General features: G+C 70.4%; 15 protein-coding genes. 8 read left to right on the forward strand and 7 right to left on the reverse strand.

Annotated features, from left to right (window positions below):
• Positions 1–13: 13 nt before the first annotated feature.
• Positions 14–1,726: a GGDEF domain-containing protein gene (locus CDO81_RS13525; protein ID WP_088483749.1), complete on the reverse strand. Its 1,713-nt coding sequence runs from the start codon at positions 1,724–1,726 to the stop codon at positions 14–16.
• A 38-nt stretch (positions 1,727–1,764) separates the two neighbouring features.
• Here CDO81_RS13525 and CDO81_RS13530 point away from each other — a divergent pair, with 38 nt between their 5' ends.
• Entirely contained in the window at positions 1,765–2,577 is an 813-nt protein-coding gene (locus CDO81_RS13530) for a DUF429 domain-containing protein (RefSeq protein WP_241516994.1), read from the forward strand.
• Here CDO81_RS13530 and CDO81_RS13535 read toward each other — a convergent pair.
• Complete coding sequence (locus CDO81_RS13535; RefSeq protein WP_088483751.1) at positions 2,523–3,044, reverse strand: group II truncated hemoglobin; 522 nt, start codon at positions 3,042–3,044, stop codon at positions 2,523–2,525. The two genes, CDO81_RS13530 and CDO81_RS13535, sit on opposite strands and share 55 nt — an antisense overlap.
• A 164-nt stretch (positions 3,045–3,208) precedes the next feature.
• Here CDO81_RS13535 and CDO81_RS28085 point away from each other — a divergent pair, with 164 nt between their 5' ends.
• From CDO81_RS28085 to CDO81_RS13570, 7 genes are all read left to right on the forward strand, one after another.
• On the forward strand, positions 3,209–5,893 hold the full coding sequence (locus CDO81_RS28085) for a TonB-dependent receptor (RefSeq protein WP_206602101.1): 2,685 nt from the start codon (positions 3,209–3,211) through the stop codon (positions 5,891–5,893).
• A 281-nt stretch (positions 5,894–6,174) separates the two neighbouring features.
• Positions 6,175–6,417, forward strand: a complete 243-nt coding sequence (locus tag CDO81_RS13545; protein WP_088483753.1) for a hypothetical protein — start codon at positions 6,175–6,177, stop codon at positions 6,415–6,417.
• Entirely contained in the window at positions 6,410–8,329 is a 1,920-nt protein-coding gene (locus CDO81_RS13550; protein WP_088483754.1) for an AAA family ATPase, read from the forward strand. Before CDO81_RS13545 ends, CDO81_RS13550 begins: the two co-directional genes overlap by 8 nt.
• 203 nt (positions 8,330–8,532) lie before the next feature.
• Positions 8,533–9,303, forward strand: a complete 771-nt coding sequence (locus CDO81_RS13555; protein ID WP_088483755.1) for an FkbM family methyltransferase — start codon at positions 8,533–8,535, stop codon at positions 9,301–9,303.
• A gap of 71 nt (positions 9,304–9,374) precedes the next feature.
• Positions 9,375–10,526 (forward strand): PAS domain-containing sensor histidine kinase, encoded by a 1,152-nt coding sequence (locus CDO81_RS13560; protein WP_088484047.1) that lies wholly within the window; start codon positions 9,375–9,377, stop codon positions 10,524–10,526.
• Positions 10,523–11,197, forward strand: a complete 675-nt coding sequence (locus tag CDO81_RS13565; RefSeq protein WP_088483756.1) for a response regulator — start codon at positions 10,523–10,525, stop codon at positions 11,195–11,197. The genes CDO81_RS13560 and CDO81_RS13565 overlap by 4 nt, the downstream gene beginning before the upstream one ends.
• A 121-nt stretch (positions 11,198–11,318) precedes the next feature.
• Entirely contained in the window at positions 11,319–12,104 is a 786-nt protein-coding gene (locus CDO81_RS13570; RefSeq protein WP_088483757.1) for a 2-keto-4-pentenoate hydratase, read from the forward strand.
• A gap of 21 nt (positions 12,105–12,125) precedes the next feature.
• Here CDO81_RS13570 and CDO81_RS13575 read toward each other — a convergent pair whose 3' ends face one another.
• From CDO81_RS13575 to CDO81_RS29140, 5 genes are read right to left on the reverse strand one after another with little or no spacing between them, the layout of a single operon-like run.
• Positions 12,126–14,234: an SdrD B-like domain-containing protein gene (locus CDO81_RS13575; RefSeq protein WP_088483758.1), complete on the reverse strand. Its 2,109-nt coding sequence runs from the start codon at positions 14,232–14,234 to the stop codon at positions 12,126–12,128.
• Positions 14,231–15,034 (reverse strand): fimbrial biogenesis chaperone, encoded by an 804-nt coding sequence (locus CDO81_RS13580; protein WP_088483759.1) that lies wholly within the window; start codon positions 15,032–15,034, stop codon positions 14,231–14,233. The genes CDO81_RS13575 and CDO81_RS13580 overlap by 4 nt, the downstream gene beginning before the upstream one ends.
• Entirely contained in the window at positions 15,031–15,543 is a 513-nt protein-coding gene (locus tag CDO81_RS13585; RefSeq protein ID WP_088483760.1) for a hypothetical protein, read from the reverse strand. The genes CDO81_RS13580 and CDO81_RS13585 overlap by 4 nt, the downstream gene beginning before the upstream one ends.
• Positions 15,540–16,172: a hypothetical protein gene (locus tag CDO81_RS13590; protein ID WP_088483761.1), complete on the reverse strand. Its 633-nt coding sequence runs from the start codon at positions 16,170–16,172 to the stop codon at positions 15,540–15,542. The genes CDO81_RS13585 and CDO81_RS13590 overlap by 4 nt, the downstream gene beginning before the upstream one ends.
• Before the next feature lie 15 nt (positions 16,173–16,187).
• A complete protein-coding gene (locus tag CDO81_RS29140; protein WP_088483762.1) occupies positions 16,188–16,853 on the reverse strand; it encodes a hypothetical protein in 666 nt (221 codons plus the stop codon).
• Positions 16,854–16,891 lie beyond the last annotated feature (38 nt).

Below are 16,891 nucleotides of genomic sequence, written 5' to 3' on the forward strand. Positions count from 1 at the left end.
CGCGCCACCGGCTTCAGTCCACGTGCACCCGGTTGCGCCCGCCGCGCTTGGCCGCATACAGCGCCCGGTCGGCGCGGTGCAGCAGGGTGTCGCCCGGCAGGTGCTGTTGGGGCGAGCCGCCGGCAATGCCCACGCTGATGCGCACCACCAGGCCCGGCGTGATGGCCGCCCAGTCGTGTTCCACCACGGCCAGCCGCAGCCGCTCGCAGATCTCGGCGGCCTGCGGTGCGGCGATGCCCACCAGCACCGCCACGAACTCCTCGCCGCCGATGCGGCCCAGCAGGTCGGCGCTGCGCAGGCGGTGGCGCAGCAGCTGGGCGAGCTGCTGCAGCACCGCGTCGCCCACCGCGTGGCCGTGGGTGTCGTTGATCTTCTTGAAGTGGTCGACGTCCAGCGCCGCCACGCTGATGACCTGACCGGCCACGCGGGCGCCTTCGATCAGCAGCGGCAGCGCGAACTCCGCATGGCGGCGGTTGTGCAGCCCCGTCAGCACGTCTTCATGGGCAGCGCGATCCAGGGCCATGGCGTGCTCCCGCAGGCGTTGCTGCTCGCTCTCCAGGTGGGCCGCGCGGGCGCGCTCGCGGCGGGCGTCGGCCACGGCGCTGTCGGCCCGCGCCTGGGCCTGCTCGACCTGGTCGCGGATCAGGATCACCTCGGTCTGCAGCACGAGGTTGTCGCGGGCGATCTGGCGGTCCAGCGCGACCAGTTCTTCCAGCGAGGCCAGGGCCTGGCGGTACTGGGCGCTGGCCTTGTAGGTTTCGTAGAGGCTGCGTAGCAGCAGCCGTCGCAATTGCGGCGGCGGTTCACTGCTGGCGTGCAGCAGGGCTTCGAGCATCTGCGCGGCTTGCAGCGGTGAGCCCTTGCGGCCGAGGAACACGGCGCGCTGCGCATCCGCCTCGATGGCCAGGCTGCGGTAGGCGTTGTCGTGCGCGATGTGGCCGAACTCGTTGAGCAGCGGCATGGCGTCGTCCAGCAGGTCGCCGGCCAGCAGGGCATTGACGAGGTTGGACAGGGCCACCGCCACCTGGAAGGGACTGCCGGCCTCGCGGGCCAGGTCCAGCGCCCGCTCGGCAGTGCGGCGGGCATTGGCCAGCGCGGCGGCCAGCATCGTGCTGTCGCCGCCCAGCGTCTTGGCTTCATCCACCCGGCGCAGCCAGAAGTAGGCCAGGTTGTTGCAGCAGGAAAAGCGCACTTCCTGCGAGTCGCCCAGCGCGGCGATCTCCATGGCCTGCTGCACCGAGGCGCAAGCCTGCGTCGGGTTCTCCAGGCTGCAGTAGGCCGCAGCCACGCGGTTGAGGGCCCAGGCCTCGCGCACCGGGTCGGCCAGGCGGCGCGCGGCGGACAGCGCCCGCATGCCCGATTCCAGCGCCTCGCGGCCCATCAGCAGCTGGGCATAGACATAGCACTGGCTCGTCAGCGCGTCGGCGCGCAGGCCATCGTCGTTGAGCCGCTCGGCCAGGGTCAGGGCTTCAGTGGCGCAGCGGGCGCTGGAGGTCAACTTGCCCAGCCGCGGGTACTGGTGCGCCAGCAGGGCCAGCACCTCGGCGCGGCGGGCTGCCTGGCTGGGCGGGCAGGTCAGCAGCAGGGCCTCCAGCGCATCGCAGGACGCTTGATAGCCGCCCGCGGCAGCGCGCTGGCGCTCGGTCAGCAAGGCGGCGTCGAAGGCTGCCGCATCGAAGCCGGCGTCGTCTCCGCGTGCTGAGGGGTGTTCAAGCAGAACTGCCATGGGAGCCAGGATTCTTGCCCAGCCCCAGAATGCCGGCCATGTCTGATATTCGGGTTTTTGGGGTCGACTTCACGAGTGCGCCCCGCCGGGCCAAGCCGATCCGGGTGGCCGAAGGCCTGCGCCACGGTGCCGTCGTTCGGCTGGGCGGAGTGGTAGCGCACCTCACGCTGGAGGATTTTTCTGCCTGGCTGTCCACGCCGGGGCCCTGGGTGGGCGGTTTCGACCTGCCCTTCGGGCTGCCGCGCGAGCTGGTCGAGCACCTGGGGTGGCCGACCGACTACGCCGCCTTGATGGCCCACTACGCCGCGCTGGGCCGCGATGAGATCCGCGAGCGCTTCGCTGCCTTTTGCGATGCGCGACCCGCGGGCGGCAAGTTCGCCCATCGGGCCTGCGACGGGCCGGCGGGGTCCAGCCCAAGCATGAAATGGGTCAATCCGCCGGTGGCTTTCATGCTGCATGCCGGCGTACCGCGTCTGCTGGCTGCCGGCGTGCAGCTGCCCGGGCATCTGCCGGGCACCGACTCGCGCATCGCGCTGGAGGCCTACCCGGGCCTGTTGGCGCGCGAGCTGATCGGCAGGCGCTCATACAAGAGCGACACCAAGGCCGCGCAGACGCCCGAGCGGCTGATCGCGCGCAAAGACATGGTCGACGCGCTGGAGCAGGGCCGCACGCGGCTCGGCCTGCGGCTCAAGCTCAGCCATGCCCAGCGTGACGAACTGGTGGCCGACGCCAGCGGCGACGCGCTGGATGCCGTGCTCGCCATGGTGCAGGCCGCGTGGGCGGCCCAGCAGCCGCGCTATGGCTGGCCGGCGGGCGTGGACCCGCTGGAAGGCTGGATCGTCGGCGCCTGAGCGTTGCCGTCGGGGGCCGGCATGGGGCCGTGCCAGCCCCAGCGCACGATCTTCAGCCCCGGGGGCACGTCTCTGGGGCTGCGGGGGTAGGCCGTCATCCGTTCGTGTGTCGCCCACGCGAAGTAGCGGGACAAGGCCTCGCGCAGCGCGATGTCCTGCACACCGGCGTCGTCCAGGGCCTGGGTGAAGCAGGCAACGGCTCGGCGGTCCATCTCGTCGTGCTCGCCATTGCCGCTGTGCATGCGCACGACACGGCTCTCGTCGCCGAGGGCGGCGGTGTAGAGCGGCGGTCCGCCCCAGGCCTCGCTCCAATAGGCCGCGAGCCGTTCGGTATGCGCCGGGTGATAGCCGTGGCTGAAGGCGTGCGCCACGATCTCGTCGGCCAGCACGCGCCGGTGCCAGGCCTGGGCCAACCGCTGCACGCCCGGCAGGCCACCCAGCGCCTGGAAAAGGGACTCTGGTCGCATGCACACCTCCCGAGATGGGTCGGGCCGATGCTAGCGGCGCCCGGCCTGTTGCGGCCAGCCGACGCTTCGGGTTTTTCGTGCGGCGCGGTGTGCGGCGCAGTTCTTGCTGGTTCCAGAATCGCGCACTTTTTCTCGCTTCCTTAACCCGACGAGGTGACTCCACTGTGAACACGACCCGCCGCCTGCCCCTGCTGCCGCTGGCCGCAGCCCTGCTGACCTGTTTCTCCCCGGCCCTGTGGGCCCAGGCCACGAGCGGTGATGGTGCGGCGGGTGGTGAAGGAGCCGACAAGGCGTCGCTCGCGCGGGTCACGGTCACGGGTTCCAACATCCGGCGCGCCAGCGCCGAGACGCCCAGCCCGGTGCAGAACCTGACCGCGGCCGACATCGCCCGCACCGGCTACAGCACGCTGGGCGAGGTGCTGCAGCACCTGTCGGCCAACAACATGGGCTCGCTCGGCCAGGCCACGCCCGGCGCCTTCGGTGCGGGCGGCAGCGGCATCTCGCTGCGCGGCCTGACGGTGGGCGCCACGCTGGTGCTGATCGACGGCCACCGCATGGCGTCGTACCCGCTGCCGGACGACGGCCAGCGGGACTTCGTCGACATCGCGTCCATCCCGGTCGAGGCGGTGGAGCGGGTGGAGGTGCTGAAAGACGGTGCCTCGGCCATCTATGGCTCTGACGCCATGGCCGGTGTGGTCAACGTCATCCTCAAGCGCAGCCACGAGGGCACGGCGCTGCAGGCCGAGATCGGCAGCTCCTCGCGCGGCGACGGGCGCATGGTGAAGGTGTCAGGCATCCGCGGCTTTGGCGACCTGACGCGCGACGGCGTGGCGGGTTATCTCAGCGCAGGGTTCCGGCGCCAGGGCAGCGTGCTGCTGAGCGACCGGCCGGCGCTGGGCGGTTCTGACTGGACGCGCTACGGGGGCGAAGACCTGGGCCTCGTGGCCAACCCCGAGCTGCAGGTGGCGCCCGAGACCCGCACCTACAGCCTGCTCGGCAAGGTGACTGCCCTGCTGCCGCAGGACTGGACGCTGTCGGTCGCCGCGTCGGTGCTGGGCAGCCGGGCCACGCAGGTGGGCCTGCTCAACTGGGTGTCGCCCGAGGGCGGCATCACGACCTTCAACTTCGGCCCCAACCACCCGAACCCGCAGCCCACGGCGCTGAACGGCACGAATGTCATCGACCCGGCCACCGGCAGCCCGGTGGACAACGAGTTCGGCGACCTGCCGGCCCAGCGCTCACAGACGTCCACGCAATCCCAGCGCCTGGTGGCCGAGCTGTCCGGTGGCATTGGCGGCTGGGATGTGCAGGCCACGCTCGGCCTCACGCGCGTGGCGACCGACCTCACGCTGAAGCACTTCATCAGCCTGCCCGCGCTGCAAGCCGCCTTGAACAGTGGCAAGTACGTCATCGGCGCCAACAACCCGGCCACCGTGCTGGCCAGCCTTACGCCTGAAGGCCGGTCCACGTCCACCAACACGCTGAACTTCATCTCGCTGCGCGCCAGCCGCGACCTGATGAAGCTCGGCGGTGGCAACCTGGCGCTCGGCACGGGCGTCGAATTCAGCAAGCGGTCTCTGGACGAGCGCTTCCCCGACGGCTTCTCCAGCGGTGCGCAGGCCAGCAACATCTACGCCTTCGGTGTGGGCAAGCAGACCATCTCGGCCGCCTATGTGGAGCTGGCAGCGCCGCTGACCCGGCAACTGGAGGTCGACGCCGCAGCGCGCGTGGACCATTACGACACCTACGGCTCGTCCGTCACGCCCAAGGTCGGCGCCAAGTACGTGCCGATCAAGGAGCTCACGCTGCGCGGCACCTGGGCAGGGGGCTTTCGCGCGCCCAACCCGGTGGAGATCGGCACCAGCGGGTCGAGCGCGGGCTACCTGCCGCCGCTGGTGGACACCGCCTTGTGCAACCTCGTCAAGCCGGGCCAGCCCTGCGACATCGGCGTGGGCGGCACCCAGCTGCAACTGCCAGGCAAGGACCTGAAGCCGGAGAAGTCGCGCTCGATGACGCTCGGCTTCATCCTGGAGCCGGTGCCGACCATGAACGTGTCGGTCGACTACTACGACATCAAGATCCGCAACCAGATCGTCTCGGTGGGCCTGTTCGGCCAGGGCCAGATCGATACGCCCGATGCCTACGGCACCAAGCTCTACCGCGTGAACAGCCCCACCACGCCGAATGCCGCGCCGACGAGCGCCGACGACACCATCCTCTACGGCACCTATCCCTTCATCAACCTCGGCAGCGCCCGCACCAGCGGCGTGGACGTGGACCTGCGCATGAAGCTCAACGCCGGGGCCTGGGGCGAGTTCACGCCGCAGCTGCAGTGGTCGCACATGATCCGCTACACCATCGACCGCGGCCCCGGCCAGGTCTACGAGATGGCGGGCACGCACGGCCCCAGCTTCGTCTCCACCAACACGGGCACGCCCAAGGACCGCGCCTCGCTGGGCCTGGCCTGGTCGCGCGGGCCGGTGGAACTCAGCGGCACGCTGAACTACATCAGCGGCATGAAGGTGGAAGACAGCAGCTACAACCTGCCCGACTGCGCCGCGGCCCTCTCCACGATCTACCCCAACGGCTTGCCCGCGGGCGGCTCGCCGCTGTGCCGCGTGCCGTCCTTCACCACCTTCAACCTCAACGCCAGCTGGCAGGTCACCCCGGGCTTGAGCCTGCGCGCGTCGGTCACGAATCTGTTCGACCGCACGGCGCCCATCGACGCCTTTGCATCGGGCTCCACGGGCGGCGGCGTGTCGTCGGGCGGAGCGCACTACAACCCGTCGCTGCACCAGGAGGGCGCCGTCGGCCGCTACCTGACGGTGGGGGCGAGCTGGCGGTTCTGAGCTCGACAGGGGCGTTGGTGCGCCGCAACGCCCCGTTGCCGACGCGCTTGCGTACGGTTGCTAACGCCCCCATCATTCGCGCCCTTGCTGAAGGCGCCCACGACAGCGCCCGCATGTTGGAGATCCCTGCTATGTCCTCCCTGTTCATCTCGACGATCGACTGAACACGGTTCCCGAGCCCCGGCTGAACCGTGTCTGTTCACAGATACGGCCTCAGACCGCGCGGCAGCCAAAGCCCCGTGCGCTCCCATGAGCCGGGGCTTTTGCTTTTCGGAAACCGAATGAGTGACCAACTCCGCTCCCGCGCCTTGCAAGAAGGCCGGGTCAAGGCGCTGCGCCGCATGAAGCAACCCATGACGCTGGTGCTCGAGACGAGCACCGGTGCGCGCGACCCCGTCGCCCGCGCCCTGCGTTCACGTGGCCTGCGAGGTGCGGGCGAGCACATCCAGAGCCGCGGCGCCCAGCGCCGCGCCGACCGCATCGCGCTGCAGGCGCTGCTGCGACGAAAGGACTGGGATGAGTGATTCCCGACACGAACTGCGCGCCAAGCTCGCGCACAAGAACCGGCATCTGCAGGAGGTAGCCGCGCAGCTCAAGCGCGAGCTGTTCGGCATCGATGCCATCATCGACCGCGTCATCGACGCCGTGCGCGCCTGGGTGGTGATGCCCGAACTCGTGACGCGGCCCGTCATCGTCTGCCTGTGGGGCCTGACCGGCACCGGCAAGACCCAGCTGGTGCGGCGCCTCGCGCAGCTGCTGGGTTTCTATGACCGTTTCGTCGAGGTGCAGATGGACGGCTTCTCGCACGGCGCGTCCTGGCGCGGCGCGCAGAGCATCTCCGGCATGCTGTCGCAGTCGGGGGTGCGGGAGGGTGAACCCGGCATCCTGGCCCTCGACGAGTTCCAGCGTTTTCGCACCATCGACGGCAAGCGCAACGAGATGCGCGTGGAGCGATTTCAGGATGTCTGGGCGCTGCTGTCGGACGGCCGGCTGCCACCTTCGCTGTCTCTGCTGGGCGATATCGAGGCGTCACTGGCCGATGCGGCCTTCGATGCCGAACGGGCCGATGCCGACGAGTCGCGGCACCGCTTTCGCCTGCGCCCCTGGGAGGCCCAGGAACTGCAGCGCAACCTGAAGCTGGACCTGCCGCTGATGGAAATCATGGCGTGGACGCCCGAGCAGCTGCAGCAGCGACTGCGAGAGTTTCGCGACAGCGGCCAGCAGCAATGGGAAACCGACTACAGCCGGCTGCTGGTTTTCGTGTGCGGCAACCTCGATGAAATGTACGAGGACCTCGCCACCAGCGTGGACGACTGCGACAGCGACGCAGACACCTTCCACGCCATGACGGCCAAGCTCAGCGTCATCGACGTGAAGCAGGCGCTGAACCAGCGCTTCAAGCCGGAACAGGTGGCCCGGTTGGGCAATGAGCATGTGGTGTATCCGTCGTTGTCACGTCGTGCCTATGAGCAGTTGATCGAGCAGGGCTGCATGCGCTACGCCCGCGACACGGGCGAGCGCTGCGGTCTGCAGATCGACGTGGGTGCGAGCGTGCGGGAGCAGATCTATGCGAATGGCGTCTTTCCGGCGCAGGGCACGCGGCCGCTGTTTTCGTCGCTGCACGCCATCCTCGGTGCCACCCTGCCCAAGGCGGCGCTGTGGGCCATGGAGCAGGGCGCCGCGCCGGGCGATCTTGTGGCGCTGACGGCCGACGAGCGTGCCGTCGTCGTGCAGTGGCGCGACCGTATGCAGTCCATTGCAGCGCCGTTCGAGATCACGCGGCTGCGCCAGCGCAACAACCCTGACTTCCGCGCATTGCTCGCCGTGCACGAGGCGGGTCACGGGCTGGTGCATGCGCTGTTGTTCAGGCGTGCGCCGACCGAGATCAAGATCCATGTGGCGAGCTTCGAGGGTGGCTACAACGCCTACAGCTCGCGCAAGGTCTGGTCGCGCCAGAACCAGCTGGACTCGATCTGCACGAGCCTGGCCGGCCGCGCGGCGGAGCTGCTGGTGTTCGGCCCCGGCATGGCCTCCAGCGGCGCGGAGAGCGACCTGCGCAAGGCGACCGAGTCGGCGGCGCGCATGCTGCGGCACCTGGGCCACGGGGAGCGCATCGGCCGGACCGACGTGTCCTGCGCGAGCGAAGACAACCTGTGTACCGACGTGGAGGCAAGCAATGCGCCCATCGAGGCCTTGCTTCAGGTCGAACATGAACGCGCGCTGCGGCTGCTGCGGGGGCACCGGCGCGAGCTGCTGGGCCTGGTGGATGAACTGCTGCGCCAGGGGCAGATGACGCCGACGCGCTTTGCGCAGGTCACCGGCTTGGCCCTGGGGCGCGATCCGGATGTGCTGGACCCGTATGCGCAGCGCCTGGCGTCGTTCAGGGCTGCGGCGCAGGCAGCTGGTGGCGCCGAAGGCGTCCTGCTGGCGTTTTGAAGGCCCGTCGCCGACGGGGCAGGCCAGGGACGATGGCCCGATCAGAGGAACCCGGATTGCCACGGGCTCGAACCGCTGGCAGAGTGCCCGGCGGGGTGCCGTTGTGCGCGCTTTTTGATGCATCAGGGAGTAGCGCTTGACGGCAGGTTTCCGACGCTGACTTGGCGTTCTGCCCGAGTCGGAGTGTCTTGCACCGGGGTCTCATGAAGTCGATCAAGCACAAGCTCCTTGACCACCTTGCGCCGTCCACGGTGATGCACCTGAAGGCGCTGGACCATTACTTCAACGGCGAGCCCGAGCTGAGGCTGCTCAAGACACTGGTCGATCCCAAGCGGCCGGCCATCGATGCCGGCGCGAACATCGGCACCTACTCCTACTTTCTGCGCAAGTACGCCGCCGAGGTGTTTGCCTACGAGCCCAACCCGGATCTGGCGGCCGCGCTCAGGCAGGCCATGCCGACGGTCAAGGTGCGGCAGGTGGCGCTGTCGGACAAGCCGGCCGAGCTGATGTTCTCGGTGCCGGTCGATGAAGCAGGCCGGCCCAGCCATGAGCTGGGCAGCGTGGCCCAGGCCTTCTCGGGGCAGGTGCGGCAGTTTCCGGTCCAGTGCATCACGATCGATTCCGAGGCGCTGGGCGACGTCGGGTTCATCAAGATCGACGTCGAACAGCACGAGCGCGAAGTCTTGCGTGGCGGCCTGGCGACGATCGAGAGATGCCGGCCGATCATCCTGATCGAGGTCTACCCGCTCAAGTACGACAAGCCCATCCAGGAGGAGTTCTCCTTCGTGCTCGACAAGGGCTACTGCGCCTGGTTCTGGTTCTCGGGCGCCTGGGTGCCGATGGACAGCTTCCAGCCCGACATCCACGCCGCGCCGCAGAACTTCGGCCAGAAGGATGGGTTCATGGGCAACAACCTGATCATCTTCCCGCGCGAGCATCCGCTGGCGCAGGTCGGGCCCCTGGGCCGGCATTGAACTGATCGGCGTGGATGCGGCCGATGACGGCCGCGCGCGCGGATGGCACGCCCCTTGCACTGCAACGGGGCATGCCTGCCGCCGTCATCGACCTCCCGCCCCACGACGCCGCGCGCCGTTTGGCCCTGCTGCTGGAAAGCACCGGCGAGGGCATCTTCGGCGTGGACATGAGCGGTGCATGCACCTTCGTGAATCGCGCGGCCTGCGAGATGCTCGGCTGGCGCACCGAGGAGGTGCTCGGGCGGAACATGCACGAGCTCATCCACCACTCCTATGCCGACGGCCGGCACTACCCCGAGTGCGACTGCCCGATCTTCAACGCGTTCCGCCGCGGCATGCCCTGCCGCATCGACGACGAGGTGATCTGGCGGGCTGACGGCACGCCGTTCGCGGTGGAGTACGCGAGCCACCCCATCGTCGAGAACGGCGTGGTGCAGGGGGCTGTGGCGAGCTTTGTCGACATCACCGCTCGCAAGCAGGCCGAGGCGCTGCTGCGGGCCAGCCACGACGAGCTGGAGCGTCGGGTGGCCGAGCGCACCGCGGAGATCCGGGAGCTGGCGCATCACCTGGAGGCGATGCGCGAGACCGAGCGCAAGCGCATCGCCCGCGAGATCCACGACGAGCTGGGTTCCATCCTGGTGGCCCTCAAGATGGATGTGAACTGGCTGGAGCGCCGCGTCGGCGACGCAGCCCAGCGTGAGGCCATGCAGGCCAAGTGCCATCGCATGGGCGGCCTGGTCGACACGGCGGTGGATGCGGTCGGGCGCATCATCACCGACCTGCGCCCGAGCATCCTCGACCATCAAGGCCTGTGGGCAGCCCTGGAGTGGCAGGCGCAGGAGTTCGAGAGCGCCTGCAGTGACGACACGGCGGTCGATTTCAAGATGCATGTGGCCGCCGACGTGGCGCCACCTGGCGGCGGCCTCGCGATCGCGGTGTTCCGCATCTTCCAGGAGGTGCTGTCCAACATCGCCCGGCATGCGCAGGCGCGCCAGGTGGCCATTCGGATCGACGTCGATGCGCCGCCGGCGCCGGTGCTCTATCTGCAGGTGCGCGACGATGGCCGGGGCGCGCCGCCCGAGGCGCTGGCCGACCCGCGCAGCTATGGCGTGATGGGCATACGAGAGCGTGCCGCCCAGTTCGGCGGGCGCCTGGGCATCGACAGCGCGCCGGGCCGGGGCACGACGGTGCGGCTGGTGATGCCGATTGGTGACGCGCCATGATCCGCGTGCTCATCTGTGACGACCACCTCATCGTCCGTGAGGGCATCAAGCAGATCCTGGCGGAAGCGGAAGACCTGCGCGTGGTGGGCGAGGCGGCCAACGGTGCCGATGCCCTGCGCGGCGTGCGAGCCGGCCGCGAGGCCGGGCAGGGGCCGGACGTGGTGCTGTTGGATATCGCCATGCCCCAGCGCGACGGGCTGGATGTGCTGAAGGCCTTGAAGAGCGAGTTCCCGAAGCTGCCCGTGCTGATGCTGTCGACCTACCCCGACCGTCAGTACGCGGTACGCAGCCTGAAGCTGGGCGCCGCGGGCTACCTCAACAAGAGTGCTGACAGTGAGCAGATGATCGACGCCATCCGCCAGGTCGCGCGAGGCCAGCTCTTCATCACGCCGAGCGTGGCCGAGCTGCTGGCCGGTGCCGTGGGGGCCGGTGGGCGCCATGCGGTGGACGACGCGCAGCCGCTGCATGAGCGCCTGTCGCACCGGGAGCACCAGGTCTACCAGCTGCTGGCCGCGGGTCGCAGCGTGGGAGAGATCGCGGAGCAACTCGTGCTGTCGCCGAACACCGTGTCCACCTACCGTGCGCGCGTGCTGGAGAAGATCGGCGTGCGCAACGACGTGGAGCTCGCCCTGTTCGCGGTGCGGCTGGAGCAGTCGGCGGGCCCCGCCTGACATGCCGCGCCCGCTGGTCGAGCGATCACCGGCTTGATCAGATGCAAAGCCGGGAGCGGCACCGTTCGCGCTACATTGCCCGCCGCAACTCACCGGGCGCCGCGGCGCAGCCAGACACATCATGAGCAACCCCCAAGAGATCTCTGCCCAGTTCACGGCCGCGCGCGCAGCGGGCCGGTCGCTGCCCGCCTACCCGGGTACGCCGCCCGCCACCCTGGCTGAGGCGTATGCGGTGCAGGCCGCGGCCATCGCGCGCTGGCCCGACGCGGTGGCGGGCTGGAAGGTCGCCCGCGTGGGCCCGGCTTTCGCGACGCAGTTTCCGGAAGAGCGCCTGATCGGCCCGGCCTTTGCGCCCAACATCCACCGTCCTGCGGTGGGCGCCGTCGCCTCCTGCCCGGTGTTCGAGGGCGGATTCGCCGCGGTCGAGGCCGAGATCGTCATCGTCGTCGCGCAAGATGCGCCGGTCGGCAAGGCCGACTGGACGGCAGACACCGTGCTGCCCTTCGTCCAGTCCATGCACATCGGCGTGGAAGTCGCGAGCAGCCCGCTGGCCACGCTCAACGACATCGGCCCCGGTGCGGTCATCTCCGACTTCGGCAACAACTGGGGCGTGGTAGTCGGGCCCGAGATCCCGAACTGGCGCGAGCTGGAGACGATCGAGGCCGAGACCTTCATCGATGGCGTTTCTGTCGGCACCGGCAAGGCCGTCATCAAGCCGGGCCCGCTGGGTGCCTTGGCCTTCACGCTGAACAAGCGCGCGCAGCAAGGGGCGGTGCTCAAGGCGGGTGATGTGATCTCGACCGGCATGATCACCGGCGTGCACGACATCCGCATTGGCCAGCAGTCGCGGCACGTGTTTGCCGGCGTGGGCGAGGTGCGGGTGCAGATCACCCGAGCGGCCGGCTGAGCCCGGCCCACGCTTGCCTCGCTAGCGCAAGGGCGGCAGCCCGAGCGGCACCCGCGCCACGCTGCGCACCGGCACCCAGACGGTCTGCAGGCTGGGCTGGGGCGGTGCCCAGGGCAGCGGCACGGTCTCGGTTTGCACCTGCAGGGTGTGACGGCCGGCCGCCACCGGGCCGAAGCTGAACTGCCCGGCGCCGTCGGTCCGGGTCAGGTAGCGGCCGTCGAGCACGACCACCACGTCGGCCGCGCCGTGTTCGCCGGCGTCCTGCCGCCCGTTGGCATCGGCGTCGAGGTAGACCGTGCCCTGGATGTCGCCCGCGCCATCGCCCGCCCGGCCGCCCAGCGGCGCGACGGCGAGGCCTGCCTGGGCCTGGAAGCGCAGCAGCACCTGGGCAAAGTGTTGTTGGGTCGACGTGGCGGCCGGGGTCAATGCGGTCTCCAACGGTGACGTCACCGTTGGGGCGTTGCTGATGGTGCCGGTGCGGGCGTATCGCAGCGCCAGCGACCAGTCGGGGTGCAGCTGCCACTGCGCGGCGACATCCGCGAACCAGGTGCGCCGCTGCGGCCCGAGGGTGCCGGTCAGGGAGAGGTCGATCTGCAGGCGCGACAGCGGCGCATCGCTGAACAGCACACCCCAGCTCCATTCACCCCCGGTGTTGCCCGCGATGCCGCTGTGCTGCCAGCCGAGCGACGTGGTGAGCAGGCGCGTGGTGGTGCTGTGCCAGGCGTGGTCAGCGCCGATGAACTGGGTTCGGCCGACGGCGGTGTCCAGGCGCTCCAGGCGGGCCGTCGTCTGGCCCCAGGAGGACAGCGCATCCCAGCGCAGCTGCAGGGACTGCCCGCGGCCACTGCCGTCGCGGGCGCTCACGGTCGCGCCCACGGACTGGCGGGCGTCGAGCCGCCAGCTGCCGTAGGCGCTCGCGTAGCGGCTGCCGGCCGTCGCTCGCGTGGTTGGGCGACTGGCCTCCACCGTCCAGCCGGCGAACCAGCGCCGGGTCTGCATGCGGGCTCGCCAGTACCCGCCTTGCAGGTCGGCGAGCACGGGTGCGGTGCCCCACTGCAGGCCCGGTTGCAGGTGGTAAACGCCGGCGTTGTGGCTCAGTCGTTCCGTGCGCCAGTCGGCTTCGAGCCACCCGCCCCAGGGCGCCGCGCGGGCGCGGTCGAGCGCCGCGGAGGTCTGGCTGCGCAGCAGGCTGGCCTGAACGCGCATGCCCCCCGGCCGCTCCGCCGGCGGCAGCTCGGCCGATGCCGCCGTGCCGCTCCAGGGCGCGTTGCCTTCCCAGGCTGCCGTCACCCAGACGGCCCGGGTGCGCGCGAGACCAGGGCGGTTCTGGCCGCTCGTGTCGGCGGGCACGTCCCGGGCGTCGAGCAGCTGCGCCGCGAGGTCCAGGTGCGTGGCGCCGGGCGACGGGTCGCCCAGGCGGAGTTGCCCACCACCGCTGACGACACGGGCACGCCGCACGGCGAGGGGCCACCCGGCGGCCTCATCGCTGCCCGCCCAGGCGCTGATGGGGCTGAATGCCGTGGGTGACGATGCCCGGCCGGCCGCCAGGTTCAAGCTCGCCGTTTCACCCCGATGCCACTGCGCCGAGGCACCGGTGAGCGGCAACGGGGGCGCCAGCACGCGGGCATAGCCTTGGCCCACGTCGGGTGCGAGGGCCAGGATGTCCCCGGCAGCCAGGTCGGCCCAGGCGTCGGCATCCATCGGCACGCGGCGCCAGTCGAAGCGGGCCTTGGCGCAACCCGCCTGGCGGCGATCGGCGCGGCCGAACTCGGCCAGGCAGGCCAGCGACAAGGCGCCGTAGCCGGGTGGCTCCAGGTAGGCGCGCAAGGACAGCGACTGCGCGGGCGCATTCAGCCCCGTGGCCTGGGTCAACGCATAGTCCATCACCACGCCTCGCGGCCAGCCGCTGCGTGCGTCGGCACCGGCGCCCGGGGCGGGGTCGGGTTGCGGACCGTCGTCGAGCACACGGTCCACATAGGGCGCCGGCGCCGCCGGCGCGACAGCCGCTTGTGCCCACGCGCGCTCAGCCATCGCCAGGCCCAGCAGCGTGACCAGCAGCCCGCGAGCCCGTACGGTGAGTCGGTGGGCGGCCCGGCGCGGGGCCGGCGAAGGCCAGCCGCGCCGGCTCACGGCCCGATGCGCAGGTCGAGGTCTGCCGGCGGGGCCTCGCTGAGCTCCAGGCGGCCCTTCACCGTGACCGGGAAGCGCACCGCCACCTGCTGGCCACCGCCGCCTTGGCGTGAAGGCACCAGCGGGATCACACGGGTCTCGCCCGGCAGGATGGGGGTGGTGGCGGGTTGGTAGTCCAGCGGCGTGCCGGCGGCATCGGTGCCGCTCAGAAAGCCCGCCACGCGCCCGTGCGCCAGGCCGTCGTTGCGCACGAGCAGGGCAGGCGTGCCGAGCTGGTTCAAGGTGCCGGTGGTGCTGCCGGCAACCCGCAGCACCGGGCGGGCGTCCCCCACGCGCAGGTACACGATCACCGCCACCTGGGCCGCGATCGGCAGGCGCAGGCCGTTCACATCCGCGGCGCCGCCATCACCCCCGAACATCAGCGCGAAGCGGCATTCGCGGGCCGGGGTGTCGGCGGGTGGCGTGACCTCGAACCGGAACTTGTACTGGCCGCCGGGTGCCAGGCTCACGCTGCGGCGTTCGATGGCCACCCACGGGCGGCAGCTGTCGGGGGCGAGTTCGTCGGTGAAGGCGGCGGTGCCATCAGGGGCCAGGCGCCAGTCGGCCGTGGACACCTGCAGGACGGTGGTCAGGGCGCTGCCGTTGTTCAGGGTGAGCGCATGCCGCGAAACCTGGCCGGCCCGGCCCTCGACCTCGAAGCGCGGCGGCGAGATCGCGATGGCGAAATCGGCCCGGGCGGCAGGCATGCCCGTCAAGAGCAGGGCTGCGGTCAGGGTCATCCAGGTCTGGCGCGGCGTCATGCGGCCTCGGCCTCGAAGTGGAAGGCCAGCGGGCTGGTGCCGTCCCAGGTGCGCCCGTCGGCCAGCAACTGCAGGGCGAGGGTGTCGGTCAGCACCGGCGTGCGCATCACGCCTGTGAAGACCAGGGCTCGCTGCCCGGAGACCAGCGTGCCGGGCAGCAGCAGGCCCGCGCCCGCCCAACTCGCCTGCACGCGGCGGCCCGGCAAGGGCGCCAGCGCCAGGTACAGCCGCACCGGTTTTCCCAGCCACGGCGCCGTGTTCAGGCGGACACGCACCTCCACGGCGCCTTGCAGCGTGGCATCGGTCTGCCGCCCAGGCACGGGCTGGCGCCACTGCATGGGTGTGACCGGCCGGGCGACGACGGTGCCTTGGTCGTCCACCCGCACGGGCGTGGAAAGCGCCGTCGCGGGGCCTGCCGCAGCCAGCAGGACGAGGCTGCATGCGGCGGCGCGGCTTTGCCACCAGAAGGCCCTCTTGCGGTGCCACCGCGCCACCGAGCCTGGGCTCATGGCGCCGTCATGGTGTAGGTGGCACGGCCCGTGTAGGTGCCGGCGGCGGGCATGCTGTTGTTGGCGTAGCGGAAGGCAAGGCACGATTCGAACCAGGTGTTGGCCGGCACGGCCAGCAAGGTCTGCGAGGCTCCGCCGACGAAGCTGCCGCTCGGAATGGTGGGCGTCACGTCACCAATGCCGCCGGACTGCCACGAAATGGTGTTGAACGGCAGCGTGTTGCTGCCGCTCACCAGATTGGCCGGCGCGGTCACCGTCAGGCTGGCCGAGCCGGCATTGCCCGGGCCGCGAAAGAAGCCGGCCACGTAGACCTCGGCGGGCACCGAGCAGAAGACGAAGTTGTCGTACAGGCTGTTGGTGGTGCTGCTGTTGGTGGTCATGGCCACCGGGCCCCCGCCGAGGTTGGCCGCGCTCACGCTGGTGGAGACGGTGTTGATGGTCGCGTTGTTGCCCGGCGTGCCGCCCTGGTCATAGCGCGCGGTGATGTTGCCGTTGCCCACCACCATGTAGAGCGACCGCGAGCCGGAGGAGATGTTCACCGTGAAAGCCTGCGCGTGCGAGGCGGCGCAAGCGATGCTGGCGATGAGCCACCCGGCACGGCGGCGCAGGGCGGCGGGCGAGCCGGTCATCGTGGGGCGTGACCGTCAGAGCTGCGTGGCGGTGTAGGTGACGCGGCCGTTGTTGGCGACGGTGGCGCCATAGGTGCCGGCCGGCACGACGTTGGCATTGGTGTAGGTGAAGGTCCAGCGGCCTTCCTGGCGCACCAGCTTGCTCGCAGCCGTGAGGGTGGTGGCGGTGCCTGCACCCGTGGTGGCCGAGAAGGTCGGGTGGGTGATGGCGCCGTTGGTGTAGCCGGAGGTGCCGGTGGTCAAGGCCGCGGCGGCCACACCGATCTGGGCCCAGGGAATGGTGTCGCCCGACCCGTTGGAGAGCTGGCCCGACACGCTGGAGTTCAGCGTGACATTGCTGCCCACATTGCTGAAGACGCGCACCGTCACGGCGCCGTTGGTCAGGTCACCGCTCGCGGCGGCGGCATTGATGACGGTGCCATCGCCCACATTGCCGGCGGGCACGGTGAAGTTGATGGCGTCGACCGTGGTGTTGTTGGTGGCCCCGACGCCGCTGCCGGTGCCGATCCGCAGGTACAGCACGGCGGGAATGACGACGGTGAAGTCCAGGCGCGCGGTGGCGGTCGAGCCGCTGGCAGCGGAGGTGGTGGATGTGGATTCGGCCAAGGTGGCCAGCGGGGTCAGCAGCAGCGCGCCGATCAGCAGGCCGGCGAGGGTGGTGGAAGCGAACGAGGGTTTCATGCGAAGGCTCCGTGAAGGCGGGGGATGGACAGAGTGCG

Source organism: Roseateles puraquae (assembly GCF_002205845.1).
Classification (GTDB): Bacteria; Pseudomonadota; Gammaproteobacteria; order Burkholderiales; family Burkholderiaceae_C; genus Pelomonas; species Pelomonas puraquae.

Bases quoted from the DNA above. Each gene is read 5' to 3' on its own strand.
- CDO81_RS29140 (WP_088483762.1), bottom strand. From the start codon at position 16,853: ATGAAACCCTCGTTCGCTTCCACCACCCTCGCCGGCCTGCTGATCGGC.
- CDO81_RS13555 (WP_088483755.1), top strand. From the start codon at position 8,533: ATGAAGTCGATCAAGCACAAGCTCCTTGACCACCTTGCGCCGTCCACG.
- CDO81_RS13570 (WP_088483757.1), top strand. From the start codon at position 11,319: ATGAGCAACCCCCAAGAGATCTCTGCCCAGTTCACGGCCGCGCGCGCA.
- CDO81_RS13585 (WP_088483760.1), bottom strand. From the start codon at position 15,543: ATGAGCCCAGGCTCGGTGGCGCGGTGGCACCGCAAGAGGGCCTTCTGG.
- CDO81_RS13535 (WP_088483751.1), bottom strand. From the start codon at position 3,044: ATGCGACCAGAGTCCCTTTTCCAGGCGCTGGGTGGCCTGCCGGGCGTG.
- CDO81_RS13530 (WP_241516994.1), top strand. From the start codon at position 1,765: ATGTCTGATATTCGGGTTTTTGGGGTCGACTTCACGAGTGCGCCCCGC.
- CDO81_RS13565 (WP_088483756.1), top strand. From the start codon at position 10,523: ATGATCCGCGTGCTCATCTGTGACGACCACCTCATCGTCCGTGAGGGC.
- CDO81_RS13550 (WP_088483754.1), top strand. From the start codon at position 6,410: ATGAGTGATTCCCGACACGAACTGCGCGCCAAGCTCGCGCACAAGAAC.
- CDO81_RS13525 (WP_088483749.1), bottom strand. From the start codon at position 1,726: ATGGCAGTTCTGCTTGAACACCCCTCAGCACGCGGAGACGACGCCGGC.
- CDO81_RS13580 (WP_088483759.1), bottom strand. From the start codon at position 15,034: ATGACGCCGCGCCAGACCTGGATGACCCTGACCGCAGCCCTGCTCTTG.
- CDO81_RS13590 (WP_088483761.1), bottom strand. From the start codon at position 16,172: ATGACCGGCTCGCCCGCCGCCCTGCGCCGCCGTGCCGGGTGGCTCATC.
- CDO81_RS13560 (WP_088484047.1), top strand. From the start codon at position 9,375: ATGCCTGCCGCCGTCATCGACCTCCCGCCCCACGACGCCGCGCGCCGT.
- CDO81_RS13545 (WP_088483753.1), top strand. From the start codon at position 6,175: ATGAGTGACCAACTCCGCTCCCGCGCCTTGCAAGAAGGCCGGGTCAAG.